The organism is Microbacterium sp. AK009 (assembly GCF_013410955.1).
Taxonomy (GTDB): Bacteria; Actinomycetota; Actinomycetes; order Actinomycetales; family Microbacteriaceae; genus Microbacterium.
On record NZ_JACCCG010000003.1, the window covers coordinates 222,548 to 247,175 of the forward strand.

General features: G+C 71.9%; 20 protein-coding genes and 1 riboswitch. Of the genes, 13 read left to right on the plus strand and 7 right to left on the minus strand.

What is annotated here, in order from left to right; translation table 11 throughout:
* Window positions 1–15 precede the first annotated feature (15 nt).
* Complete coding sequence (locus tag HDC37_RS07690) at window positions 16–1,671, plus strand: S8/S53 family peptidase (RefSeq protein WP_179559828.1); 1,656 nt, start codon at window positions 16–18, stop codon at window positions 1,669–1,671.
* 129 nt (window positions 1,672–1,800) lie between these two features.
* Complete coding sequence (locus tag HDC37_RS07695; protein WP_308472131.1) at window positions 1,801–4,251, plus strand: CHAT domain-containing protein; 2,451 nt, start codon at window positions 1,801–1,803, stop codon at window positions 4,249–4,251.
* Between the two features lie 191 nt (window positions 4,252–4,442).
* Here the strand turns inward: HDC37_RS07695 and HDC37_RS07700 are convergent, their stop codons facing one another.
* The 4 genes from HDC37_RS07700 to HDC37_RS07715 all read right to left on the minus strand — a co-directional run bounded on the left by HDC37_RS07700 (window position 4,443) and on the right by HDC37_RS07715 (window position 11,189).
* Window positions 4,443–5,054 carry a LysR substrate-binding domain-containing protein gene (locus tag HDC37_RS07700; RefSeq protein WP_179559829.1) on the minus strand — a complete coding sequence of 204 codons (612 nt, stop codon included), beginning with the start codon at window positions 5,052–5,054 and terminating at the stop codon, window positions 4,443–4,445.
* Window positions 5,055–5,100: 46 nt separating this feature from the next.
* Window positions 5,101–5,508, minus strand: coding sequence for a transferase (locus HDC37_RS07705; protein WP_179559830.1), 408 nt, complete (start codon window positions 5,506–5,508; stop codon window positions 5,101–5,103).
* A gap of 154 nt (window positions 5,509–5,662) precedes the next feature.
* Window positions 5,663–6,436 carry an Fpg/Nei family DNA glycosylase gene (locus HDC37_RS07710; RefSeq protein ID WP_179559831.1) on the minus strand — a complete coding sequence of 258 codons (774 nt, stop codon included), beginning with the start codon at window positions 6,434–6,436 and terminating at the stop codon, window positions 5,663–5,665.
* Complete coding sequence (locus HDC37_RS07715; protein ID WP_179559832.1) at window positions 6,429–11,189, minus strand: ATP-dependent helicase; 4,761 nt, start codon at window positions 11,187–11,189, stop codon at window positions 6,429–6,431. The genes HDC37_RS07710 and HDC37_RS07715 overlap by 8 nt, the downstream gene beginning before the upstream one ends.
* A 125-nt stretch (window positions 11,190–11,314) precedes the next feature.
* Between HDC37_RS07715 and HDC37_RS07720 the strand changes: the two genes are divergently transcribed.
* Window positions 11,315–12,370 carry a hypothetical protein gene (locus HDC37_RS07720; RefSeq protein WP_179559833.1) on the plus strand — a complete coding sequence of 352 codons (1,056 nt, stop codon included), beginning with the start codon at window positions 11,315–11,317 and terminating at the stop codon, window positions 12,368–12,370.
* Window positions 12,371–12,397: 27 nt separating this feature from the next.
* On the opposite strand, the gene HDC37_RS07725 is transcribed toward HDC37_RS07720, so the two are convergent.
* Together HDC37_RS07725 and HDC37_RS07730 are read right to left on the minus strand one after the other, a co-directional pair.
* Entirely contained in the window at window positions 12,398–14,029 is a 1,632-nt protein-coding gene (locus HDC37_RS07725; RefSeq protein WP_179559834.1) for an ABC-F family ATP-binding cassette domain-containing protein, read from the minus strand.
* Between the two features lie 385 nt (window positions 14,030–14,414).
* The gene (locus HDC37_RS07730; RefSeq protein ID WP_179559835.1) at window positions 14,415–15,083 is read right to left on the minus strand and encodes an alpha/beta hydrolase; all 669 of its coding nucleotides are present in this window, start codon (window positions 15,081–15,083) and stop codon (window positions 14,415–14,417) included.
* Between the two features lie 87 nt (window positions 15,084–15,170).
* Here HDC37_RS07730 and HDC37_RS07735 point away from each other — a divergent pair, with 87 nt between their 5' ends.
* The 7 genes from HDC37_RS07735 to HDC37_RS07765 all read left to right on the plus strand — a co-directional run bounded on the left by HDC37_RS07735 (window position 15,171) and on the right by HDC37_RS07765 (window position 20,025).
* Window positions 15,171–15,794, plus strand: coding sequence for an NUDIX hydrolase family protein (locus HDC37_RS07735; protein ID WP_179559836.1), 624 nt, complete (start codon window positions 15,171–15,173; stop codon window positions 15,792–15,794).
* A 9-nt stretch (window positions 15,795–15,803) separates the two neighbouring features.
* Entirely contained in the window at window positions 15,804–16,640 is an 837-nt protein-coding gene (locus tag HDC37_RS07740) for a helix-turn-helix domain-containing protein (RefSeq protein WP_179559837.1), read from the plus strand.
* 87 nt (window positions 16,641–16,727) lie between these two features.
* Window positions 16,728–16,991 (plus strand): hypothetical protein, encoded by a 264-nt coding sequence (locus tag HDC37_RS07745; protein ID WP_179559838.1) that lies wholly within the window; start codon window positions 16,728–16,730, stop codon window positions 16,989–16,991.
* Window positions 16,992–17,174: 183 nt separating this feature from the next.
* The gene (locus HDC37_RS07750; RefSeq protein WP_179559839.1) at window positions 17,175–18,203 is read left to right on the plus strand and encodes a TerC family protein; all 1,029 of its coding nucleotides are present in this window, start codon (window positions 17,175–17,177) and stop codon (window positions 18,201–18,203) included.
* Window positions 18,200–18,613, plus strand: a complete 414-nt coding sequence (locus HDC37_RS07755; protein WP_179559840.1) for a hypothetical protein — start codon at window positions 18,200–18,202, stop codon at window positions 18,611–18,613. Before HDC37_RS07750 ends, HDC37_RS07755 begins: the two co-directional genes overlap by 4 nt.
* 176 nt (window positions 18,614–18,789) lie before the next feature.
* Window positions 18,790–19,089 carry a MarR family transcriptional regulator gene (locus HDC37_RS07760; protein ID WP_179559841.1) on the plus strand — a complete coding sequence of 100 codons (300 nt, stop codon included), beginning with the start codon at window positions 18,790–18,792 and terminating at the stop codon, window positions 19,087–19,089.
* 9 nt (window positions 19,090–19,098) lie between these two features.
* A complete protein-coding gene (locus tag HDC37_RS07765; protein WP_179559842.1) occupies window positions 19,099–20,025 on the plus strand; it encodes a DnaJ domain-containing protein in 927 nt (308 codons plus the stop codon).
* A gap of 18 nt (window positions 20,026–20,043) precedes the next feature.
* Here HDC37_RS07765 and HDC37_RS07770 read toward each other — a convergent pair whose 3' ends face one another.
* Complete coding sequence (locus HDC37_RS07770; RefSeq protein ID WP_179559843.1) at window positions 20,044–21,561, minus strand: D-alanyl-D-alanine carboxypeptidase family protein; 1,518 nt, start codon at window positions 21,559–21,561, stop codon at window positions 20,044–20,046.
* A 36-nt stretch (window positions 21,562–21,597) separates the two neighbouring features.
* Window positions 21,598–21,708, plus strand: a riboswitch (TPP riboswitch).
* On the opposite strand from HDC37_RS07770, the gene HDC37_RS07775 reads away from it, so the two are divergent.
* The 3 genes from HDC37_RS07775 to HDC37_RS07785 all read left to right on the plus strand — a co-directional run bounded on the left by HDC37_RS07775 (window position 21,701) and on the right by HDC37_RS07785 (window position 24,604).
* Window positions 21,701–22,339: an ECF transporter S component gene (locus HDC37_RS07775; protein ID WP_179559844.1), complete on the plus strand. Its 639-nt coding sequence runs from the start codon at window positions 21,701–21,703 to the stop codon at window positions 22,337–22,339. Its footprint overlaps the riboswitch before it by 8 nt.
* A 4-nt stretch (window positions 22,340–22,343) precedes the next feature.
* Window positions 22,344–23,819 carry an ABC transporter ATP-binding protein gene (locus HDC37_RS07780; RefSeq protein WP_308472132.1) on the plus strand — a complete coding sequence of 492 codons (1,476 nt, stop codon included), beginning with the start codon at window positions 22,344–22,346 and terminating at the stop codon, window positions 23,817–23,819.
* Window positions 23,816–24,604, plus strand: a complete 789-nt coding sequence (locus HDC37_RS07785; RefSeq protein ID WP_179559845.1) for an energy-coupling factor transporter transmembrane protein EcfT — start codon at window positions 23,816–23,818, stop codon at window positions 24,602–24,604. Before HDC37_RS07780 ends, HDC37_RS07785 begins: the two co-directional genes overlap by 4 nt.
* Window positions 24,605–24,628: the final 24 nt, after the last annotated feature.

Consider the following 24,628-nt stretch of genomic DNA (forward strand, 5'->3'; position numbering starts at 1 on the left):
AGGAGACGCCTCACCATGGTCCGACCCGACGGAACCCCTGATTGGCGCGATCGCGTCGACGCCGCCCGCCCCCGAGGGGTGCCCCTGGACCCCACCAGTGAACGCGTCGAGGGGGTGCGACCCTATCCGACCGCCTACGACCCCGACCACCTCCTCCTCACCGACGATGAGCTGCTCGATGAAATCCTCTCGATCCTCCGCGGCGCCGCCGGCGACTTCGGGTGGGGCGTGCGACTGGAGACGGTGCGGGGTGAGCGACTCACCGATGAGGAGGCGCGGGAGCGCGCGGGCACCGCGCGACGCGAGCTGGGCCTTCCCCTCGTGCTCGTCGCCCGGATCTTCCCCGACCCGCAGCCAGACCGCGACGATGAGCCGGTTCCCCCGATCGATGCCTGGCGGCTGCTGCAGCGGGCGCGCGGGCGTTCCGGGAAAGGACTGCCCGGGGTCGGGCTCGACCACGTCATCTCCATCGATCCCTACGGCTCGACGAACCCGTACGGCTCGACGAACCCCTACGGCTCGACCAACCCGTATGGCTCGACGAACCCGTACGGGTCGACGAACCCCTACGGGTCGACGAACCCCTATGGGTCGACCAACGCCCCCGGTCCCGGCTCCTACGCCTACCCCGGCTCCGGTGGGCGCGAGGTCGTGTCGTACATCGGAGATCCGCCCCGCCGCGACGACGACTCGATCCGGGGGCGCCGCCCCGTGGTCGCCTTCATGGACACCGGATGCGGGCGGCACGCGTGGCTGCCCGACAGCATCGTCGATCGCCACCTCCACAACGGCGGCGAGCCGGTCGGCGTCGTGGGAGCGGCCACCGACCCGGAGGAGATCGGCGACGTGTCCGGCCCCTTCGACGGCTTCCTCGACCAGGCCGCAGGTCACGGCACCTTCGTCGCCGGGGTGATCCGGCAGATCGCGCCCGACGCCGATCTCATCTCCATCCGCGTCGCCGACAGCCAGGGGACCCTCCTCGAGGGGGAGTTCCTCGAGGCCGTGCGAGCGGTGGCCGAACTCGTGATCCGCTACGCCCGCGGTGAGGGCGGCCGGCCCATCGACGTGCTCAACCTCTCGCTCAGCTACTACCACGAGACCCCCGAGGACGGTCAGTTCGACCAGACCCTGGTGACCTACCTGGTGGCCGCGCGGCGCCACGGCTGCGCGGTGGTGTGCTCGGCCGGCAACGATGCGACCGATCGCCCCGCCTTCCCCGCGGCCCTCTGGCGATGGCCGGATGCCGACTTCACGGTGGAGGACCCTGACGACGCCGCACCGCACCTCTCGGTCGGCGCGCTCAACCCCAATGCCAGGAGCGTCGCCCTGTTCAGCAACGTCGGCGACTGGGTCCGGGTGTACGCCCCGGGTGTCGCGGTGGTCAGCTCCGCGCCGCCCCTCAACGGCGGCATCCAGGCCGGGACGCGCAACGACCGTTACGGCCTTCGCCGCGAGACGATCGACCCCGATGACTTCACCGGCGGTTTCGTGATCTGGAGCGGCACCTCCTTCGCCGCCCCGCACATCGCCGGAGCGCTCGCCGAGATGGTCGGTGTGAAGCTCATGGACGGTTCGCTCGACGAGAAGCCCGCACCGCGGGTGAAGGCGCTCCGCAAGGCCGGGGCGCAGCTCGAGAAGGAATGGAAGGGCACGACGCGGGCGCCAGCCTGATCTTCTCGGCGTCGGCCCGCGCGCAACGGCGGGGATGGCGTGCGACACGCCGCCCCGCGGCATCCGTACCCGGCGTGTCGGCCCCCGGCCCCGCCGTTGCGGACCCCCACGTCTGCGCGAAGATGAAGGGTGGCCACCAGGAGCGCCGATGATCTGCACCGACTCGCCGTCGAGCTGTGCATCTCCGGACGCTACGCGCGCGCGCTGCGCGTGCTCGCGCAGGCCTCTGGCCGCACCGGTGATCCCGACCTCCTCGCGCGCATCGAGGGGACCCGGGCCCTGGCGCTGCAGCGCACCGGGTCGCCGGCCGAGGCCGAGGAGGTGCTGCGAGAGGCGCTGTCGGCTCGGGGGTTGACCGCGCACACGCGCGCGATCCTGCGGGGTCAGCTCGGGGCGCTGGCCATGTACGGTGGACGGCTCGACGAGGCCGAGCGCCTCTTCGGCGAGGCGACCGCTTCTCTCGACGACGCCGATCCGCTCGCCTCCGCCCGGGTGCGGATGAATCGGAGCCTGGGCCGGATGCAGCGGCGAGACCTCGGTGGAGCCGCCGCGGACGCCGAATGGGCGGCCACCCGTTTCGCCGCTGCCGGCCTCGCGACCGACGAAGCGCACGCCCGCCACAACCTCGGCTACATCGCCCTGCTCTCGGGCGACCTCGTCACGGCGCTGGACGCGATGCTCACCGCGAGGCCCGCCGCGGCGACGACCCCCGTTGCGGGAGCGGTGGGCGACATGGACAGGGCCGAGGTGCTGCGGGAAGCCGGGCAGACCACCGAGGCCGAGCGCCTGCTCGAGCGCGTCGCGGCCGTCTTCGGCGCCCACCGGATGCCGCAGTCGCGGGCGGAGGCGGAGTTCCAGCTGGCGCGATCGCTCCTGGCCCACGACCCCGAGCGTGCGCGGAGGGTCGCGCTCGCCGCATCCCGCAGATTCCAGCGCCTCGGGAACGAGGTCTGGGCACACCGGGCGGAGGCGATCCGGTGGCGCGCCCAGCTGCAGTCTCCGCGCGCAGCGTCGGGGGAAGGAACGACCCGACGGGTCGAGGAGGTCGCGGTTCATCTCACGCGAGCGGGCTTCCGCGGCGAGGCGACCGCCCTGCGGCTGACGGCTGCAGTCGCCGACCCCGCGCTCGACGGGCGCCGCCTGAGGGTCGGTGACGACGCCCCCCTCGAGGTGCGCCTCATCACGCAGGAGGTGAAGGCGGCGCGTGCTGCGCGGCGCGGTCGGCACGGTGAGGTGCGCCGACACGCGGGTCGGGGCATCGACACCCTGGCGTCGTGGACGGGCACGTTCGGGAGCCTCGATCTGCAGACTTCCGCCGCCATGCACGGCGCGCGCCTCATGTACGCGGGCCTGGACGCGGCGTTGCACTCGCGGGATCCGGAGATCGCGTTCGCGTGGGCCGAGCGCGCCCGGCATCTCAGCCAGCAGTCGACACCGCTCCGCCCGCCCCCGGACCCGCAGCTGGCCGCCGAGCTGGCCGAACTCCGCACCATCCGCGCGGAGCGACCGGGGATCGATTGGCTCGACGATCCGCGCGCGGCCGAGCTGCGCGAGCGCGCGCGTCGGCGGCAATGGGCGGGAACCCTCGTGGGCGAGGCGTCGGAGCGCACGACCCTGCAGACCGTGCGTGAGGTCCTCGGCGCCGATACCGCCGTGCTGAGCTTCCTCTACACCGGAGCCGAACTCGGCGTCCTGGTGTCGGACAGCGAAGGCGACAGTCTGGTCCGGCTCGACGACCCCGACCGGGTCGGCCGGCTGCTGTCAGGGCTGCGGGCGGATCTGGACATGTCGGCGGCGGTGCGGTGGGGTCCGATGGTCTCGGTTGTGCAGGCCGCCCTGCGGACCCGACTCGCCGAGCTCGACGCGGGCATCCTCGATCCCGCGCTCGCACGCACGGATCGCCGGCGACTCGTGCTCACCGTTCCCGGCATCCTCAGCGGGGTGCCGTGGGGGATGCTGCCGTCGATGGAGGGACGGGTGTTCACGACGGCGACCTCGGCGACGCGCTGGGTGCGCGCCATGCGCGCGACTCCCGCCGTCCCCGGCAGGGGGACCGGATTCGTCGTCGGACCGGGGGTGCCGCGCGGGGAAGAGGAGGTCGCCCGGGCGGGGTCTGCCTGGTCGGCATCGGCGACTCTCCTGGCGGACCGGGCCACGGTGCGCGGGGCGGCCGAGCTCGCCGCGTCATCCGGTGTCCTCCACGTCGCCGCGCATGGCCGCCACACGGCCGACAACCCGTTGTTCTCGGGCTTGGAGCTCACCGACGGCGTGCTCTTCGGGTACGACATCGATCTGATTCCCGATGTGCCCCGCGTCGTGGTGCTCTCGGCGTGCGAGGTCGGGCGGTCCTCGGTGCGGTGGGGGGAGGAGGCGCTCGGCATGGCGCGCATCTGGTTGCACGGCGGGGCGGACTCGGTGGTGGCTGCGCCCGTCCGGGTGGCCGACGACGATGCGTGCGAACTGCTGGCGGTGATGCACGAGGGCCTCGCCGCCGGTGAGGCCCCGGCGGAGGCGCTCGCCGCCGCGGCCCGGCGGACGGGGATTCGCGCGCCTTTTCAGGTACACGGCCGTGGGTTCTAGAAAACTTCCGCGCGGCGTGTATCACGGCTGCCTCGCGCCGCTCCGTCACTGTGAAGCGGCAGTGAGTGCGGTCGGCCGAAGCCCGACCGGGGGGCACTCAGGATCTGCCGGGGGGCGCGCTCCCGCGGGGCGTGAAGATCCATGCTGCTTCCAGGGGTGTCGCGAGGGTTTCGGTTCGCGGCACCCCTGTCTCACGTGCGCGACGAACGGGCGCTGCGGCCGCGGACGATGCCGATGAAGGTCTGGATGTGCGCCGCGACCTCGTCGTCGGGCGGATGCAGCGGCCACGCCAGACCGACGGGTGACACAGGGCCGCCGATCAGCGGACGGAACGTCGCGTCACGGCGGTGGTGCAATCGCGCGAGCGACATCGGGACGATGACGATCCCGGCCCCGCTCGCTGCCGTGGCGATGGCGTCGGCCGTGTCGAGCGAGCCGTCCACGGCCGCCGCGACCGTTCCGGCGACCTCGATGCCGAGCACATCGTCCGACGGAGTGAAGACGATCTCACCCGAAAGATCCTCTGAGCTCAACTCCTCCGCGACGCTCAGGTGGGACTCGGTGGACATGACGACGACGGCTATCTCGTCATAGAGGGGGATGAGGTGCAGACCGTCCCTGTTGATGGGCTGACGAACGAGCGCCGCGTGCACATCACCGGAATCCAGGCGACGTCGCTGCTCTGACACCGAGATCGGCACGAGCTCGAGCGCGACCTGCGGCATCCTCTTGTTCCAGATCCCTATCCATTTGCCGGGGGTGGCGCCGGGAACGACGCCGAGGAGGAACGGCCGGCCAGTCATGCGTTCAGGCTAGCGGCGGCGGGTGCGGCTTCCGCGCCGGCCGGGGTCATGCAGCCAGACGGAAGCCTCGCCGGTCCGTCGCGACGCGCTCGCCGTCGGCGATCGTCTCATCGTCACGGATGAGGGAGTTCACTGCGACCCGCGCGTTCGCGCCGATGTTCGTCCGGACGCCGATGCGGGCGCCGGCGCCGATGACGGCACCGGGACCGACGTGGGCGTGAGGTGCGATGTGGGCTTCGGGGCCGATGAGTGCCTCCGCCTCGATCCACGCACCGCGTCCGACACGAGCGCCGGCCGCGATCTGCGCGCCGGGTTCGACGTAGGCGCCGGCTTCGACGATGGCAGTCGGGTGCACCTTCGCGCCGTGGGCGATCAATCCGCGTCCGTTGACGTGCTTGCGGTAGCGGAGCGTCTCGCCCTGGTCGTTCTCGATGTCGACGTAGTTCTTACCCACGATCTCCTCCTTCAGCGCGGTTGTTGCGCCGAGTACAGATACAACCGATGCCTGTACAGATACATTCCCTCGCATCAGCCCGATTGGATGCAGGGGCTTGCAAAGTCTTCGTCGCAGAGGTACGCAGCGGATGGGAGGGCCCGGCGACGGCGTGTCAGGTCTGACAGACGGGGCACCAGAAGATGATGCGCTCCCGTGTCGGATCCGGCCCGAGTTCTCCGCCGAGGATCTGCGTGCCGCATCGTCGGCAGGGGCGGCCGTCGCGCCGGTAGACCCAGGTGCTCTGCCCGGGGCGGGAGTCCCCGGTGAATGTGCGGCCGGAGCGATCGCGATTGGCCCGGATCATCCGGGTTCCGACCTCGAGCAGTGCCGCGGCGTCGACCTCGGACGCGGGAGTGGTGGGAAGGATGCCGCGGACGAAGAGGATCTCGTTGGCGTACTCGTTGCCGAACCCGGCGACGTTGCGCTGATCGAGCAGGGCGACATGGATCTCGCGAGGGTCGGCGACGAGTCGCCGCGCGGCCTCAGCCGGATCCCAGTCCTGTGCCAGGGGGTCGGGTCCGAGATGATCGACGAGTTCGCCCTCGCGCTCGGTGGGGACGACGGCGATGTCGGCCAGGTCGAATCCGACGGTGTCCCATTCGGTCGTGCCGACGACAGCGCGCGCTTTGTAGCCGGGTTTGCGCCACCGCCCGCCGCGGCGATAGACGTGCCACTCACCCTCCATCTTGAGGTGGCTGTGCAACGTCCAGGCGCCGATGCGGTGGAGGATGTGCTTGCCTTTCGGAATCACCGCGTGCACGGTCTCGCCGGTGAGATCGACCGTCGCGACCTGCGGAACGCGCAGATCGAAGCGCGCCACCGGGTGGCCGGCGAGGGCTTCGTGCAGTCGACGCGCGGCGCGAAATACGGTGTCGCCCTCAGGCACGACGCCCCGATCCGGGGGTGGCTGCCGCGGTGGCGCGACGAATCGTCAACCCACGAGGGCTTTCGACGAAACCGGCCTCGCGGAGCGCGCCGCCCACGGGCGTACCGAGGACGAACGACCCGTTCACCTGCTCGATCGTGACCGTGTCGAGCCGGCGGGCCGTGATCGTCGCCGCGAGGTCACGCGTCGCCGCCTGCAGCGACGCGACATCCTCGGTGAAGGCGAGGGTCGACTTTCCGCCGCGCTCGACGTACAGCACGAGGCGTCCGTCGACGATCACCACGAGCCCCCCGGCTTTGCGTCCCGGGCGGTGGGAGACGCCCTCCACCCGCGGCCAGGGGAGGGCGGCGCCATAGGGATTTGCAGGGTCGGTGGCGGCGAGGGTGACGGCGGCGAACGGCGGCGGGTCGGCGAGAGCGGCGAAATGCCGCAGCCGGTCCACGGTGCTCGACGCGGCGAACTGGGCCGCGCCGAGCTTCTCGATCACGTACCCGCGTCGGCAGTGACCGGCCTCCTCGAAGCCCGCCAGCACTCGGTACGCCTGCGCGAACCCACCGGGCATCCCTTCGGACTGGACGGAGCCGCGCGTCACCACTCCGTAGCGGTCCAGCAGCAGGCTCGCCGCCGCGGTCGCGCGAAGCGCGGGGTCGGGCTCGGGGTCGGGGAGAAGAGACCAGCGTCCTCCGATCGCCGGCGGCCGGGGCGGCGCCGACGGGGTGACGCGCGGCAGGGCTGCGCCGCGATACATTCGCGCGCGCGGCGCCCGCCGGCTCACGCGGTGCGCCTGCGACCCGCCGGTCAGGAGGGTGCGAATCGGCGCGAACGTGTCGTTGGTGACGCGTCCGCTCCACGTCAGTGACCAGAGGGCATCGATCACGGACTGCTCGTTCTCGGCGTCGGCGAGTGAGCGCAGCTGCGCGGCGAAGTAGGCGCCCCCGGCCTCCAGCACCTCGATGATGCGCGCCTCCAGCGACCCCTCGGCGAGCTCGTCCTCCGCCGGCGCGAGGGTGAGAGGGACGGTGTCGGCTGGATGCAGCGCGATCCAGCCGTCGCGTCCCGGGAGCGATCCGTGTCCGGACCAGACCACCTCACCGCTCGTCGTCAGCTCGTCCAACAGCGCCGGGGTGTAGTCGCTGACCCGTGACGGGAGGATGAGCGACTCCCACGCACTCGCCGGGATGGGCACCCCGGCGAGCTGCTCGATGACGGCGGCGACGCCGTCAAGACCTTCCAGGGGTCGGGTGACGTGCTGCCATTCGGGGAGGAAGCGCGCGAAGGCGTCGGGGGGAACGGGCTCGACGCTGCCGCGGATCGCGGCCAGCGAGCGCATCCGCAGGCGTCGCAGCACCTCGCTGTCGCACCACTCCGCCTCCTCCGCGCGCCCGGTCCGGTCATCGCCGACGGGGAGGAAGAACCCGCTCGACAGGCGTCCCTGCGCCTCGAGGCGCTGGAGGGTGAGACGTGCCACGGCGGAGCCGATGCCCAGACGAGTCGCCACGTCGTCGGTGCGGAACGGCCCGTGAGTGCGTGCGAACCGCGCCACGAGGTCGCCGAGCGGATCGGCGAGCGGCTCGAGGAAAGCCACCGGGATGCCGACGGGGAGAGCCACCCCGAGGGCGTCGCGGAGGCGGCCGGCGTCTTCGATGCCCGCGACCCGGGCGACGCCGCCGATCGTGACCGGTATCGCGCGGCGCGCGTCGACGAGGGCGTCGAGGAGGGCCTGGGCGGTCCGGGCATCGGCAGGCGCGTCGCCGGTGTCTTCGTCCGTTCCGTGCTCCGTCTGCAGCCGGGCCGCGACGTCATCCGCGTCGAGGGGGCCGAGGAGACGCAGCAGGTCTGCGACGCCCTCGATCCCTTTGACGCGCCGTTCGGGGTCGAGTCGCTGCACCTCGCGCTCGAACTGGGCGATGACGTTGGGGTCGAGAAGCTCCCGCATCTCGACTTTGCCGAGCAGTTCACCGAGCAGCGCAGGATCGACCGACAGCGCGGCGGCTCGACGTTCGGCGAGGGGCGAGTCACCCTCGTACATGAACGCACCGACATATCCGAAGAGCAGGTCGCGTGCGAACGGTGAGGGCTGGCTCGTCGTGGTCTCGATGAGACGGATCCGCCGATCGGCGATGCTCGCCGCGATGCGCAGCAGCGCCGGCAGGTCGTAGACGTCCTGCAGCACTTCACGAAGCGTCTCGAGGATGATCGGAAAGGTCGGGTAGCGCCGCGCGACCTCGAGCAGCTGTGCCGCCCGCTGGCGCTGCTGCCAGAGGGGACTTCGGCGGTTCGGGTTGGTACGCGGCATGAGCAGCGCCCGCGCGGCGCACTCGCGGAACCGGGAGGCGAACAGCGCCGACCCGCCGACCTCGTCGGTGACGATCTGCTCGAGCTCGTCGGGCTCGAACACGAAGAGCTCCGCGCCGGGAGGCTCGGCCGTGGCATCCGGAACCCGCGCGATGATGCCGTCATCGCTGGCGACCGCCGCGCCTTCGACGCCGAGGCGTTCCCGGATCCGCGCGTTCACTGCGAGCGCCCACGGCGCATGGACCTGCATTCCGAATGGGGAATGAAGGATGACGCGCCAGTCGCCGACTTCGTCGCGCGAACGCTCGACGGTGAGCGTGCGATCGGTCGGAAGCGACCCGGTCGCCTCGCGCTGCTCGGCGAGGTAGGTGAGGAGGTTCTGCTGCGCGTGCGGGTCGAGACCCGCGGCGTCGAGGCGCTCGGCCGCCTTCTCTGCAGCTGCTGAGGTCACCTCTCGGGAGAACCTGCCGAGGGCTTCGCCGAGTTCGGCGGGGCGCCCGATACCGTCACCGTGCCAGAACGGAAGCTTTCCGGGCTGACCGAAGGCCGGCACGACGTTCACCCGGTCGTGGGTGATCTCCACGATCCGCCAGCTGGTCGTGCCGAGGGTGAAGACGTCGTTGACGCGAGACTCGTAGACCATCTCCTCGTCGAGTTCACCCACGCGGGCGTTGCTGCTCTCCCCGGCGACGAACACCCCGAACAGGCCCCGGTCGGGGATCGTCCCGCCGCTCGTCACCGCGATCCGCTGTGAGCCGGGCCGACCGGTGAGGGTGCCGTGGTCGCGGTCCCACACCAGCCGCGGCCTGAGCTCGGCGAACTCGTCCGACGGGAAGCGCCCCGCCAACAGGTCGAGCGTCGCCTCGTACGCGGAGCGGGGAAGGGTGCGGAACGGAGCGCTGCGCTTGACCGTCTCGAACCAGCCCTCCACATCGATCGGCCCCAGCGCACACGCGGCGACCGTCTGCTGCGCGAGGATGTCGAGCGGATTTTGGGGCACGGCGATCGCCTCGATCTGCCCCGCGAGCATCCGCTCGGTGACGATCGCGGTGTGCAGCACGTCGCCGCGGTGCTTCGGGAACAGCGCGGCCCGGCTCACCTCGCCCACCTGGTGGCCCGCACGCCCGATCCGCTGCAGGCCGGACGCCGCGGACGGGGGAGCCTCGACCTGGATCACCAGATCGACTGCGCCCATGTCGATACCGAGCTCCAGGCTCGAGGTCGCGACCACGCACCGCAGCACGCCCGACTTCAGCTCCTCCTCGACCTGGGCGCGCTGCTCCTTCGACACCGAGCCGTGATGGGCCTTGGCGAGGACGGCGGGTGCGCCGGCCGAGGACCCGGCCTGCGCCATCATCGCGGCGGGCACCGTCGCGTCGGGCACATCGACTCCGATGCGCTCGGCGTAGATCTCGTTCAGGCGACCGGTCAGGCGCTCGGCGAGACGCCGGGAGTTGGAGAACACGATCGTCGATCTGTGGCCGAGGATGCGGTCGACGATCGCCTCCTCCACGTGCGGCCACAGCGATCCGGTCCGCTCCTCCGGAGCCGAGTCCGACGCGTACCAGTCGCCGGACGCGTCGCCGCCGGCATCCGGCTCGGGCGCGGCCCCCGGGGGCGGCGGCGGGTTGAGCATGTCTTCGACCGGCACCACCACGCGCAGGTCGAACGCCTTGGTCGAGCGCGGCGCGACGATCTCGACCGGCTGCGACCCGCCGAGGAAGCGGGCGACCTCGTCGATCGGCCGGACCGTGGCGGACAGGCCGATGCGCTGCGCCGGCGCAACGCCCGTCTCGTGGGACTGACGCAACGCGTCGAGGCGCTCCAGGCTCACCGCCAGGTGGGCACCGCGTTTGGTGGCGGCCACGGCGTGCACCTCGTCGATGATGACCGTGTGCACCTCGCGGAGAGTGTCGCCGGCCTGGCTCGTGAGCATGAGGTACAGCGACTCGGGCGTGGTGATGAGGATGTCGGGGGGATCGGTCACCAGCTTCCGCCGGTCGCTCGAGGAGGTGTCGCCCGACCGCACACCGACGGTGACGTTCGGCACGGGCTGGCCGAGGCGCCGCCCGGACTGGCCGATGCCGACCAGGGGTGAGCGGAGGTTCCGCTCGACGTCGACGCCGAGGGCTTTCAGCGGCGAGATGTAGAGCACGCGCGTGTGAGCGGGAGGGGTTGCTCGAGCACCGCCGCGCCGGCGACGGGGAGCATCGTCGACGGTCTTCGACGGGGCATCCTTCTCCCGGAAGATGCGGTCGATCGCCCACAGGAATGCCGACAGGGTCTTCCCCGATCCGGTCGGCGCGACCACGAGGGCATGCTTGCCCCGTGAGATGGCATCCCACGCGCCGGCCTGCGCCGCCGTCGGCTCGGTGAAGGCGCTGCGGAACCAGTCCTGGGTCGCAGGACCGAAGCGGCCGAGCACCTCCGGTGCCGCGACCGTCGTGGCGTCGCTCATCCCCCCATCTTCCCGCGCCCCTCCGACATCGGGGCGGGCTCGGCTCGTTATGCATTCGTTGCCGGTCGACGCGGGCGGCGAAAGTGCGCCCGTCCTAGGTTTGTTCACGCCGGCGCGTGACGCCGATGACGACAGGACTCAGGATGTTCCGCCGCCACCGCCCCGCCGCGCTTCTCGTCGTCCTCGTCGCGACCGCGATGGTGGCCGGATGCACCGTGCCGGGGCAATCGTCGCCGTCTCCCTCCACGGGGTCACCGACGGCGACGGCGACCGCTTCGGCGACGCCCACGCCTACACCCGATGCCCTCTCGGTGGCCGGCGGTGCGAAGCCGCCGACGGTCTTCGATGGTGACTGCGAGGGGATGATCGCGCCCGCGACGGTGGCGGACATCGTGGGATTCCCGGTCACCTCGCAGGACACGGGCATGGCGACCGTCGTCGCCAACCTCGGGGGACTCAGCTGCACGTGGGAGGGGGACGGCGGGATCATCCGCGCCGCGGCGATCCCCTCGAGCGCCCTCGGAAACACGGAGTTCCCTTCCGATCAGATCCCGTACTACTTCGAGGAGTGCGATCCCGGCTGGGTCTGCGGATGGATGGGTGAGGGTCAAGGCCTGTGGACCGCCGTCTCCTATCAGCTCTGGACGGGGATGACCCGCCAGGCGGTCGACGGATGGGGCGCGGAGATGGGGGCGGTCATCACCTCGGGCTTCGCCTCATCGAACTACCCGGTGTGGGAGCGCGACGAGGCCGACTGGTGGCCCGTCCTGGACTGCGCGCGCGTCGGCGACAGCCTGGGCGCCGAGCTCGGAGCGGACGTCACGGGCGAGACGGGTGGCTTTGTGGATCCACCGTCCCCCGAGGTGGTCATCGCATCGAAGGCGGCCCGGGCGTCGCACTGCTACTTCCCGGTGATCGCGGCGCAATTGCCCCTCGAGCTGTTCACTGCCGCCGGCGAGGCCTGGGCCGTCCCTTCCTCCGCCGAAGACCAAGCTGTCGACACCGGTGTTGCCGGCATCGCCGCCTACCGCGTGGAGGGCTACGAGTCGACCATCAGCGCGGGTTTCTCCCTGACCGACGGGGTGAACTCGGTCACCGCTTACATCCCGACCGACGGCGCGGTATCCGCCGAGGAGATGCTGCGAGCAGTGGCGGTGGTGGTCGCCGACGGCTGGCGCTGAGGCGGGTCGTCGCGCCGCGACGAGTCCTCAACCAGCGTCGGCGTGTGATTCCCCGGCGCTGAGCTCCGTCTCCTCCAGCCTCCCCTCTCGCAGCTCGAGCACGAGGTCGACGCCGAGGCGGCGGAGGAACGCGTCGTCGTGGCTGACGACGAGCACCGCTCCGCGGTACGACGAGAGCGCCGCGACGAGCTGGTCGACGGTGTCGAGATCGAGGTTGTTCGTCGGCTCGTCGAGCACGAGAAGGTGCGGCGGCGGATCGGCGAGGAGCAGCCGGGCAAGCGCCACCCGGAACCGCTCGCCCCCGGACAGCGCCGACACCGGTCTGTCGACCGCCGCACCCCGGATGAGGAATCGCGCCAGACGGTTGCGCAGTTCCACCGTGCCCGTGTGCGGCGCCGACGCGGCGACGTTGGCGAGCACGGACCCGTCGTCGTCCAGCCCGTCGACCCGCTGCGGAAGGTAGCCGATCCGGTCGGTGTGAGGCTCGAGCCGGATGTCGCCGACGAGACCGCCCCCGCTCACGAGGCGCTCGAGCGCGGTGGTCTTCCCTGCGCCGTTCGGGCCGACGAGGGCCACCCTCTCGGGCCCCTGGATCACCCACGAGCGCTCGGCGCCGTCGATCGTGGCGATGCGTCGTCCCGCCGCGACCCCGGGATCGGGAAGGTCGATGTGCACCGCGTCGTCGTCGCGGACGCGCCGCTCGGCGAGATCGAGATCGACGCGGGCCGCCTGCTCTCGGTCGGCCATCTCCCCGCGGTACTTCCCCGCCGAGACCTGAGCGGCCCGCTTCCGTCCGCCCGCGACGATCTTCGGCACCCGCTTCTCGCGCTCCGCCTTCCGACCCATTGCCAGGCGGTGCGAGATGGTCGTCTCGGCTTCGATGCGATCGCGACGTTCCCGCCGGTATCGCTGAGCCGCGGCGCGCTCGGCCTGGCGCGCGGCGCCCTGTTCGGCCTCCAGCCACGCGCGCCACTGCGAATACGGACCACCGAACATCGACAGAGCGTGGTCGTACAGCTCGGCGGTGTGGTCCATGCGCTCGAGCAGGGCGGTGTCGTGACTGACGACGATGAGGGTTCCCCGCCACTGGTCGACCAGGTCGTACAGGCGGTGCCGCGCATCGCGGTCGAGGTTGTTCGTGGGTTCGTCGAGCAGCGTGATGCACGCGCCGCCGACGCGGAGGCCGGCGATCGCGGCCAGCACCGCCTCGCCGCCCGAGAGCTCACCGACACGTCGGTCGAGCATGTCGGGCCGCAGGCCCGCCTCGGCGAGGGCGGCGTGACACCGTGCCTCGATGTCCCAGTCGTCGCCGATGACGTCGAAGTGGCGCGGATCGACGTCGCCGGCCTCGATGGCGCGGGCGGCCGCCAGCGTCGACGCGGCTCCCAGCAGCGCGGCGATCGGCGTGTCGACGTCGAGTGTCACGCGCTGCGCGAGGGTGGCCACCTCTCCGCTGCGCTGGATGCGTCCGGCGGACGGGGTGAGGTCACCGGCGATCAGGCGGAGGAGCGTGGTCTTCCCCGTGCCATTGCGCCCGACGAGGCCCGTTCGGCCCGAGGGGAAGGCGCCCGAGAGGTCGCGGAGCGCGACCGTTCCATCGGGCCAGTGGAAGGAGACGTCGTCGAGGACGACGGAGGGGCGAAAGGATGATTGCGGCACGAGGCCTCCCGAGTGTCTGAGGGATGCACAGACACCGGGCGCCGGGATGCGGCAGAGAAGACCTGACGGATGCGGCGGGTCGACGGTGTCAGCGCGTGAACGCGGAGCCGTCGGATACCTTCACCGGTTTTCCTCACGTCGGGAACAGGACCTGAACACTGTAGCGGGTCGGGCCCGGGTGACCGCAAGGGGGACGTGCGCATGGCGGCGACCCGTCGCGCCCGCGCCGCGCGCCGCGCGCGGCGCGGCACACCGGAGGAGATCGACACAGCGGAGGTCTCCACCCGCGCCTCGCATCCTCCCGTGTGCGGATCTCCTCCGGTGTGCGCGGCGGCGGTGGGGGCTTCGACGCAGGCGGCGCCGGAGGTGGACGGCGGTGGGGGGCCTATGTCGCCTGGTCGAGGCGCTTGTCGAGGAACACCCGCACGTCCCGCAGCTCCTCCTCGGACACACTGTGCGTGAGTCCCGGGTACAGCCGTCCGCTGAGATCGACGTGGTCGGGGAGCCACTGCGCGGTGTGCTGGACGAGGGCCGGGGGGATGACGTCGTCGCGGGACCCGCGACCCCAGAACACCGGCGGGCGGCGTGCCGCGAGGGCGGCGTCGCCGGGGAGCGGGCCCGGCGTGACATAGCCCGACAGGTTCACCGCGAACGCGAAGCGCTCGTGATCGAGCCGCAGCGCCTGCAGCCCCACGGCCGCGCCCTGCGAGAAGCCCAGAAGGCCGACGCTCGTGGCGGGCGCCGCCGCGGCATCCAGCCACCGCAGGAGTGCCGTCGCGGCGGAGGTGACCGCTCCCGGATCACGGCTCTCGAGGCCTTCGATGGGGTACCAGGAGTACCCGGGCGAGGGCCACGGCGGAGCCAGCGGCGCGCGCACCGCGGCGACGACGAAGTCGGGCGGGAGGTGGGGCACGAGTCCGAACAGGTCGCGCTCGTCGGCGCCGTAGCCGTGCAGCAGCACCAGCAGAGGGCGCCCCGCGCGGTCGCGGGGCTCCGCTGACCACAGGGCCAGGTCGTCGGCGAGGGCGAGGGCGGGAGCGGGCTCGTCGGACATGCCGACATCCTTCCAGAGCCTCCCGACAGGCCGCCCTCCGGATCCGCGCTCCTCGGCGATCGCCACGCCTCGGGGTATACATGACCTATGCCGGTGCGTACCCCAGACCCCGACCCGAGCGAGAACGACGACGCCCGCGGCGCTCGCCGCGACCCGCTCGACGGGCTCGGCGGCGGCTCGACGGGCTCGTCCGCCAACCCCGGATGGCTGAGCGACATCGAACTGGCCGAGGCCCGCCGACGGCTGCCGATGCTCTACGTCGAGGCCATTCCCGTCCGCACCGACGGCATGGGGCAGGTGATCCAGGTCGGCATCCTGCTGCGGGCGACCCCTGTCGGGGAGATCACCCGCTCGATCGTCTCGGGACGGGTGCGGTACGGAGAGACGGTGCGTGACGCGCTGTTCCGCCACCTCGAGAACGACCTCGGCCCGATGGCCTTCCCGCTCCTGCCGCCTCAGCCCGTGCCGTTCACCGTGGCCGAGTACTTCCCCCTCCCCGGCGTCAGCGCCTTCCACGACGACCGGCAGCACGCGGTGTCGCTGGCGTTCGTCGTGCCGGTCACCGGCACCTGCGAGCCGCGTCAGGACGCGCTCGAAGTCACCTGGCTCTCGCCCGACGAAGCGTCGACCGACGCCGTCGCGGCGGAGATGGAGGGTGGCCGCGGAACCCTTATCCGCCTCGCGCTGGCGAGCGTGGGCGCGCTGCGCTGAGAGGGACGGATGCCGCAGAGCCCCCTCCTGGTCGATTTCGCCGTCGCGCTGCCGATCGCCGTCGGCATCGCGTATCTGCTCGCCCGTCTGATCCTGGCGGTCTTCGGCAGACGCCTGTCGCTGAGCGTCACGGCGATGACGCTGATCTCGCTGCTCGGATTCAGCGTGGGGATCTTCCTGGCCGGAATGTTCCTCTACGGCCAGCGGCTCTGGATGCCCACCACCCTCCTCCTCACGTTCGGCTCGAGCCTCGGGCTGTCGTTCCTCGTCGCGGCGATCGTCGCCCTCACGCAACGCGGGGTCGGCGACACCGACGTCTCGGCGGTGCTGCGCGCGGGGGAGTCGGAGCGCTCGGAGTTCAAGGAGACGGCACGCTGGAACGTGCGCGAGAGCAGGAAGGATGCACGGATGGAGCTCGCGATCGCCAAGACGATCGCGGCGTTCCTCAACAGTCGAGGCGGCGTCCTCGTCATCGGCGCGAACGATGCCGGTGAGGCGGTGGGACTCGACCGCGACCTCGCGACCCTCCGCACGCCCGACCACGATCGCTTCGAGCTGTGGCTTCGCGACATGCTCTCCACGACGCTCGGCCGGAATGCGGCGGCGCTCCCGCGCATCCGGTTCGTCGGCGTGTCACCGGGCGACGCGGTCGTCTGCGCGGTGGAGTGCCCGCCGTCACCGAAGCCGGTCTTCGTCGCGGCCGGCGGGGGCGGCGCGACGACGGAGCTGTGGATCCGAGTGGGCAACTCCACCCGTGCGCTGCCGGTCGACGAAGCCTTGGAGTACGTCCAGCGTCACTGGCGTCCGACCCTGGCGTCTGTCCTGACCGGTCGCCCCGCGGCCTGAGCGGCGGTCGCCCGATCTCCGTCCCGCGGGGGAGGAATCCGCCGACACGCGCGCCTAGCCTCGAGGGACCGACGGGAAAGGAACCGGATGACCCACACGAATCGTCCTGAATCGCCCGCCCAGATCGCGGTGTGGTACTTCGTCGGCGCGACGTTCGCCTTCTCGCTTCCGAACCTGCTCTTCCCCGACGCGGCGCTGTGGATGCGCATCCTGCTCTTCGTCGCCGGCATGGCGCTGATGATCGCCGGCGGATTCCGCCTCGCGCACGAGGTCGGCGCGCGCCGTGGCGGGCCAGGGGGCGACGTGCCGACGCCGACCGCGCCGCCCGGGCCGGGGCCGTCCGGCGACTGAGAGCGACCGAACCCCCGCGTCATCCGGGCGCGCGAGCTTGCGCCCAAAGCATGAACTGTGCTTCACTGTTCTCCGAAGGGGAGTAATCCTCGCGACGCATCGACAGTACGGTCACCCACGTGACCCGGTGCGTGGGGCAATGGACGCCGATGAGACCTTCACGACACTCGTGGAGGTTCTCTCATGTCCGTCCCCCTCTGGGCGTGGTTCGTCGTCCTCGGCGTCATCGTCGCGATGCTCGCCGTCGACCTCGTCGCCCACCGCAAAGCGCACGTCATCGGCGTCCGCGAGGCCGCGGCCTGGTCGATCGTCTGGGTGCTCTCGGGCATCACGTTCGGCATCGTCGTCTGGAACTCGTGGGGCGCGGAGTTCGGTCAGCAGTACTTCGCCGGATACGTGATCGAGAAATCCCTCGCCGTCGACAACGTGTTCGTCTGGGCGATCATCTTCGCCGCGTTCGCCGTGCCCCGCGAATATCAGCACCGCGTGCTCTTCCTCGGTGTCCTCGGCGCCCTCGTCTTCCGCGGGATCTTCATCGCCGCCGGTGCCGCGCTCATCGAGAACTTCTCGTGGATCCTCTACGTCTTCGCCGCGTTCCTCATCCTCACCGGCATTCAGATGATCCGCACGCGCAACGAGCACGTCCACCCCGAGAAGTCGCGGACCCTGAAACTCTTCCGCCGCTTCGTGCCCATGACCGACGCGTATCACGGGCAGCGCTTCCTGGTCCGGAAGGCCGGCGTGCTGCTGGCGACCCCGCTGCTGGCGGTGCTCGTGCTCGTCGAGGTGACCGACATCATCTTCGCCGTCGACTCGATCCCTGCGATCTTCGCCGTCACCAGTGAGCCGTTCCTCGTCTTCACCGCCAACGCGTTCGCGATCCTGGGCCTCCGGGCGATGTACTTCCTCCTCGCCGACCTCATCCACCGCTTCCGCTACCTCAAGATCGGTCTCGCCTTCGTGCTCGTCTGGGTCGGTGTGAAGATGGCCCTCCTCGACGTCGTGAAGATCCCGACCCTCGTGTCGCTCGCGGTCGTCGCCGCGATCATCGCGATCGCCATCACCGCGTCGCTCGTCGCGACCCGGGGCCAGGGCCGCCGTGAGATCGAGGTGGAGTCGGCGGGAGCCTTCCGAACCGCGACCGAGGAGGAGATGGCCGAACTCGAGCCGGTCTTCCGCTCGCGTCGCGCCCTGGCCGGGAGCCGGCGATGAGCGAGACCACCCGAACGCGCCGGCCCCGCGCGGCTCTCCTCATCGCCCTCCCGGCCCTCGGGCTCCTCGCCCTCCTGGCCCTCGCCGTCGTGAGCGGACCGGAGAGCGGGTGCGGCAATCCCTTCGGTTGCGGCAGCGTGAGAAACGCCGGCGACTCCGACCTCACCGTGGTCGCCTTCGAAGCGGATGGCACGGAGCGGGCCACCTACGCCGTGGCACCGGGTTCGCGCGATCCGCTGCTCGGAGTCACGAACGAGATCACGGTGCCCGAGGCGTCCTGCCTCACCGTCCACGGCGGGCCCTTCTGGCTGGACCGTGTGGAGGTGCAGACCGCCGGCGACACGGCGCGAGTGCCCATCGACCACTGGGGGGCGCGCGTCGAACTGCAGGGCGGCGCCTGCCCGGACTGACAGCGGCGGAGCGCCCCGCCCCCTTCCGGCGAGAGTGCATCTGCGCGCCGAGAACGCGGGGTCCACCCGCATCCTCGGAGGCCGGATGGATTCTCGTCGGGGCAGGGGGGCGAGGAGACGCGGAGCCGGCGGAGGCGGGGTTGGCGAGGCGCGGGCGCGCGCGACAGAATCGAAGGATGGCAGGCGGCGGCTCATGGACATTCCTCACCCACCACGCGCACGTCCTCGTCGCCGTCGCCGACAACAACGACGTCACTCTCGCCGAGATCGCCCGCATCGTGGGGATCTCCGAGCGTTCCACGGTGACGATCCTGAACGATCTCGTGGCCGAGGGATACGTCGAACGCGAGCGACGCGGGCGCCGGAACCACTACACGGTGCGTTCGACCCAGCCGCTGCGGCATCCCTCCAACGCCGGCCACACGATCGGCGACCTCATCGGGGCTCTCAGCCGAGTCACGATCAGCAGCGCATAGCCTGAAACGGTGTTCGACAGCCCGTTGTCCGCCTCGGCCTACGAGGTGCTGCAGGTCGACCCCACGGCCGATGACGAGACCCTCCGCCGCGCCTACCGCCTGCGGCTGCGCCAGACCCACCCCGACACCGGCGGCGATGCCGCGGTGTTCGTGCAGGTGCAGCGTGCCTGGGAACTCGTCGGCACCGCCGAGGCCCGCGCGGCCTACGACCGCGGGCACGGCTTCGGCGCCGAGCCGGCACCGGAATGGTCCGGATGGCGCCCGCCGGCGCCCCGCGCCGACACGCGTCCCCGCGCGCGGTCGTACGGGCACCCCGGTGGGTGGCGTCGCGAGCGGTACCTGACCCTCATCCGCGAGTGGGTCGGACGCGGTGTCACCCTCGACGATCCCTACGACCCGGCGCTCGTCCGCTCCGCGCCCCACCACCTGCGCCGCCTGCTGGCCGACGCCCTCGCCGAGGAGGAGACCGCCCGCACCGTCGCCGACCTCGGGATGGGCTACACCGTGTGGCACGACGTCGCCGCGTCGGGCCGCGACGGCGACCCCGACGTCAAGCTCGATCACATCGTGCTGGGCCCGAGCGGGCTCTTCGGGATCCTCTCCGAGGACTTCGGCGGACCGGTCGGGGTCCGGCGGGGCGAGATCGTCGGCGACGGGATCCCCGAGGGATCGGTCGCGGGACTGCTGTCGCGGATGCGGGTGGTCTCCCGCGCCGCACGGGTGAAGTTCACCGGCGCCATCGTGGTGCTCCCCGATGAGGACGTCACCGAGATGATCCAGGAGCTCGGCAAGGTCAAGGGCGTGCCGGTGGCCCTCGTCTCACGCAGTGCGCTGGCCACGGTGCTGCGCCGTGGCCTTCCCGGTGCCCGCGCCATCGGGGGAACCGAGCTGTTCGAGGTCCGCACGCGGCTGCAGCACACCGCCCAGTTCGTCTGAGGTCCGGTGCCGCTTCGCTCAGCCGGTCAGGCCGAACAGCTCCAGCGGGTGGGTGAGCCGCCACCAGAACGACGGCTCCTCGACATCCTGCGCGAGCTCGAGCCCGACGACGCTGTCATCGAGCGCGCCGGTCGCGGTGAGCGCGCCGACCGTGTCGCCTTCGGCGCGGAGATCGTCGAGGTCGAAGGTCGACTCGACGGTCGCCGTGCCGCCGTTCCACGCGATCACCGCGGCATCCGCACTCGTCACGATCGGGACGTCCTCGCCCCAGGCGGTGCGGACGTACCCGGTCGTCGTGCCCGCCGGCACCGCCACCGTCGGCTGCAGCTCGGCCTCGAGCTGGGCGTAGAGGGCGCGGGATGCCGCGAGGCGCGCCTCATCATCGGGCTGACCGAGGACGGCGGCGTAGAGGGTCACCGGCGTCTCGGCGACCGTGATGTTCTTCGCCGAGAGCAGGCTCCACCGGTCGAGGGTGCCGGTCTTGATGCCGACGACGCCCGGGTCGGCGAGGAGGCCGTTGGTGTTGGTCACGAGCCCCGCGCCGGGGATCTCCACGGCCTGCTTGGCGACGATCTCGGCGACCACGGGGTTCGCCAGCGCGCGCTCCGCGAGCGGGATGAGGGCGTCGGGGCTGGCGCTGTTGCGCTCGTCGATGCCGGTCGGCTCGACGATCGTGAGCCCTGAGATCCCGTGCCGGTCGAGCCAGCTCGCCGCGGCGTTCGCGAACACCGCGTCGGTGGGGTAGAGGTACGACGCGAGGCGATCGGCGTAGTTGTTCGCCGACCCGATGAGGATGCCCTCGAGCATCTGGTACATCGAGAGGGTGCCCCCGACGGGGACGTCGAGGGCCGATTCGCCGCCGGCCAGGTAGTTCCAGTACTCGTCGCTGTCGCGTCCGGTGAAGCGGAACTCCGGTCCCGGTTCACCCGGGGCGAGCGGAAGCTCATCGAGGACGACGAGGGCGGTGACGACCTTGGTGATGCTCGCGATGGCGTCGCGGTCGGCGCTGGACGCCAACGGTCCGCCGATGCCCTCGACGGCGACGGCGGCGCTCCCCTCGGCGGGCCAGACCGGTGCCGCGGCGGGAGCTGAGACCGGGAGGACCTGCACGGCTTCGACCTCGGGGGTCACGGCGTACAGCGGCCAGAGCCCGGTGGTCGCGGCGTAGCCGCCGACGAGACCGAGGATCACCGCGGCGGGGAGGAGGACGCCGGGGCGGAAGAGCGAGCGGCGCGGAGCGCCGGCGAGCAGGTCGGTGCCCACCGGCACGTACGGCACGCCCCCGCCGGAGAGGTCTGTGAATCCGGGCGGGCGGGCGAGGATCGCGGACTCATCGACCCAGGTGAGGGCGGTGGGATGCCGCGACTCGGCGACGATCGACGGCTCGGCCAGGCTCGATCGCGACGGTGACGGGGCGGCGTCGCCCTCGGGTGCGGTCAGCACTCCGGCGTGAGACGGCGACTGCGCAGCATCCGTCTCCCCCTGTTGCCGGCGCAGGGCGCGACGTGTGAGGGGGTGCCGGTCGTCCTCCGCCATCCGCCTACGCTACAACGCCGACGGCGATATGATGATCGCCGAAACCACGGGAGTCCGGCGAGCCGGGCTGAGAGGGAGCGGACCGCGCTCCGACCGTCGAACCTGATCTGGGTCATGCCAGCGCAGGAAGGGAGTACTGATGCACACGCACACGTCCACGACCGCGTCATCGGCCACCGGCACCGGAGGCGGCCACCGTTTCCGGTGGCGCGTCATCGACATCGTCATCGCCAGCGTCCTCGGCGTCGCGGCCGGACTGGTGTTCCTGCTGTGGAACATCGCCTATCTCGGGCCGAGCAATGTCCTGAGCCCGCTCCTGCCGGGCCTGCAGGGCCTCCTCGACGGACCGTGGCTGTTCGCCGGCGTGCTCGGAGCCCTCATCATCCGCAAGCCCGGCGCGGCCATCTACACCGAGACGCTCGCGGCGGTCGTCTCGGCTCTCGTCGGCAACACCTGGGGCGGGTTCCTCACGATCGAGGCCGGTCTCGTCCAGGGCCTGGGCGCCGAGCTGATCTTCCTGATCTTCTTCTACAGGCGCTGGAGCCTCCCCGTCGCCGTGCTCGCCGGTATGGGCGCCGCGCTCGCCGGCGGCATCAATAACCTGATCCTCTGGTACCCGGGCTCGGGGAGCCTGTTCATCACGGTGTACCTCGCCAGCACGCTCGTGTCGGGGGCGCTCATCGCCGGGGCGCTGTCGTGGCTGCTCGCGCGCGGCCTCGCGGCGACCGGCGCGCTCGACCGCTTCGCGATCGGGCGCGAGGCGCGCGCGCGCGTCTAGACCGGTGGATCCGACCGGAACACGTCCGGGCGCGCTGGAGGCGCGCGGCTGGGGATGGCGCCACGCCTCGCGTCGTGCGTGGGCGCTGAACGATGTGACGCTCCGGATCGACCCGGGGGAGCGCGTGCTCCTGCTCGGTGCGTCGGGGGCGGGCAAGTCGACCCTCCTCCACGGGTTCGCCGGCGTGCTCGGTGAGGGGGAGGACGGCGAGCGGACAGGCGAGCTCCTCATCGACGGGATGCCGGCGGCCGGCGCCCGCGGCCGGGCAGGCCTCGTGCTTCAAGACCCCGATGCGCAGGTCATCCTCGCCCGCGTCGGAGACGACGTCGCCTTCGGCTGCGAGAACCTCGGCGTCCCCCGCGCGGAGATCTGGGCACGCGTTCAGGCGGCCCTCGACGCCGTCGGCCTCGATGTTCCCCTCGACCGTCCGACCAAGGCGCTCTCGGGGGGCCAGAAGCAGCGGCTCGCGCTCGCCGGAGCTTTGACGATGCGCCCCGGCATCCTGCTGCTGGATGAGCCGACCGCCAATCTCGACCCGGCGGGGGTCGGGGAGGTGCGTGACGCCGTCGCCCGCGTCGCGGCGGAGACCGGGTTGACGCTCGTCGTCGTCGAACACCGCGTCGAGGCGTGGCTCGGGGTCGTCGACCGGGTGATCGTGCTGGGCGGTGCGGGACGCGGAGGTGCGGGTGGAGTCGTCGCCGACGGCGCACCCGACGAGGTGCTGCGCCGCGACGGCGCGGCCCTCGCGGCCGAGGGGGTCTGGGTGCCGGGACGGCCGCCGCGCCATCCGGCGCCGGCGCCCCTCCCGCCCGGTCGCCCGCTCCTCGAGGCCGACGACCTCGCCGTCGCGCGCGTGCGCGACACCCCGGTGACGCGCGTCGCGCGTGCCGTCGTGAGGGAGCGCGGGGTTCTGGCGGTCACCGGACCGAACGGGGTCGGCAAGTCCACACTGGGGTTGACGCTCGCGGGGCTTCTGCCCGCGGCATCCGGCACTCTCGTGGCGACCGAGACGCTCGCCGATGGAGAGGGACCGACGCCGATCCGGTGGAGTTCGCGAGCGCTCCTCACCCGCATCGGCACGGTGTTCCAGGAGCCCGAGCATCAGCTCCTCACGCGCACGGTGCGCGACGAGCTGGCCGTCGGGCCGCGGGCGCTCGGCGTGGCCGAGCCCGACATCGAGGCGCGGGTCGATGAGCTGCTCCGGCGGCTGCGGCTCGACCACCTCGGCGCGGCCAATCCGTACACGCTGTCGGGTGGTGAGAAGCGTCGGCTCACCGTCGCCGCGGCGATCGCGACGCGACCGCGCGTGCTCGTCCTCGACGAGCCGACATTCGGGCAGGACGCCCGCACCTGGAGCGAGATCGTCGCGCTGCTCGCGGAACTCCGCGACGCCGGGACGGCGATCGTCGCGATCACGCACGACCTCGAGGTGGTGCGCGCGCTCGGCGCCGATGAGCTGAGGATGGGAGCGGACGGATGACGCTCGAGCGCACCCGCGCGCGCACCGGCCCGGTCGCCTCGATCAACCCCGTCGCCAAGCTCGGCGCCGCGGCGCTGCTGACCGTGCCGCTCGTGCTGACCCTCGACCCGGTGTCGGCGGGGGTGGCGCTGCTGCTGGAGTTCGCGCTCTTCCCGTTCGCGGGGCTCGGGTGGCGCGAGTTCTGGCGTCGCACGTGGCCGGTGTGGCTCGCCGCGCCGCTCACGGCGGTCACGATCGCGCTCTACGGCGAGACGTCGGGACGGGTGCTGCTGGAGCTGTTCGTCGTCCGCGTCAGCGAAGGGTCGCTCGAGCTGGCGTTCTCGACGATGCTGCGCGTGCTGGCCATCGCGCTGCCGTCGGTGGTGCTGTTCGTCACCGTCGACCCCACCGATCTCGCCGACGGGCTCGGCCAGGTGCTGCGCCTGCCGTCGCGGTTCGTGCTCGGGGCGCTCGCGGGGCTGCGCATGGTGGGGCTGTTCCTCGATGATTGGCGGGCGCTCGAGCTCGCGCGCCGCGCGCGCGGCGTAGCCGACCGCGGACGGGTGCGGCGCTTCCTCGGCATGGCGTTCGCGCTGCTGGTGCTTTCGCTTCGCCGCGGGGCGACCCTCGCCACCGCGATGGAGGCCCGGGGCTTCGGCGCGCCGGGCCGTCGCACCTGGGCTCGGGAATCGACGTTCGGCCGTCGCGAATGGGCGCTGCTGGCCGTGGGCGCCGCCATCGGCGGGCTCGCCGTGGGGGCGGCCGTCCTCGCCGGCACGTGGAACCTCATCCTCGGCCCCTCCTAACCGGCGGGGCGTCGGCGCGGGTCC

What these genes read in the sequence shown, in the direction of transcription:
- HDC37_RS07690 (WP_179559828.1), top strand. Translation starts at nt 16, where the DNA reads ATGGTCCGACCCGACGGAACCCCTGATTGGCGCGATCGCGTCGACGCC.
- HDC37_RS07700 (WP_179559829.1), bottom strand. Translation starts at nt 5,054, where the DNA reads ATGACTGGCCGGCCGTTCCTCCTCGGCGTCGTTCCCGGCGCCACCCCC.
- HDC37_RS07715 (WP_179559832.1), bottom strand. Translation starts at nt 11,189, where the DNA reads ATGAGCGACGCCACGACGGTCGCGGCACCGGAGGTGCTCGGCCGCTTC.
- HDC37_RS07720 (WP_179559833.1), top strand. Translation starts at nt 11,315, where the DNA reads ATGACGACAGGACTCAGGATGTTCCGCCGCCACCGCCCCGCCGCGCTT.
- HDC37_RS07730 (WP_179559835.1), bottom strand. Translation starts at nt 15,083, where the DNA reads ATGTCCGACGAGCCCGCTCCCGCCCTCGCCCTCGCCGACGACCTGGCC.
- HDC37_RS07735 (WP_179559836.1), top strand. Translation starts at nt 15,171, where the DNA reads ATGCCGGTGCGTACCCCAGACCCCGACCCGAGCGAGAACGACGACGCC.
- HDC37_RS07740 (WP_179559837.1), top strand. Translation starts at nt 15,804, where the DNA reads ATGCCGCAGAGCCCCCTCCTGGTCGATTTCGCCGTCGCGCTGCCGATC.
- HDC37_RS07745 (WP_179559838.1), top strand. Translation starts at nt 16,728, where the DNA reads ATGACCCACACGAATCGTCCTGAATCGCCCGCCCAGATCGCGGTGTGG.
- HDC37_RS07750 (WP_179559839.1), top strand. Translation starts at nt 17,175, where the DNA reads ATGTCCGTCCCCCTCTGGGCGTGGTTCGTCGTCCTCGGCGTCATCGTC.
- HDC37_RS07755 (WP_179559840.1), top strand. Translation starts at nt 18,200, where the DNA reads ATGAGCGAGACCACCCGAACGCGCCGGCCCCGCGCGGCTCTCCTCATC.
- HDC37_RS07760 (WP_179559841.1), top strand. Translation starts at nt 18,790, where the DNA reads ATGGCAGGCGGCGGCTCATGGACATTCCTCACCCACCACGCGCACGTC.
- HDC37_RS07770 (WP_179559843.1), bottom strand. Translation starts at nt 21,561, where the DNA reads ATGGCGGAGGACGACCGGCACCCCCTCACACGTCGCGCCCTGCGCCGG.
- HDC37_RS07775 (WP_179559844.1), top strand. Translation starts at nt 21,701, where the DNA reads ATGCACACGCACACGTCCACGACCGCGTCATCGGCCACCGGCACCGGA.
- HDC37_RS07785 (WP_179559845.1), top strand. Translation starts at nt 23,816, where the DNA reads ATGACGCTCGAGCGCACCCGCGCGCGCACCGGCCCGGTCGCCTCGATC.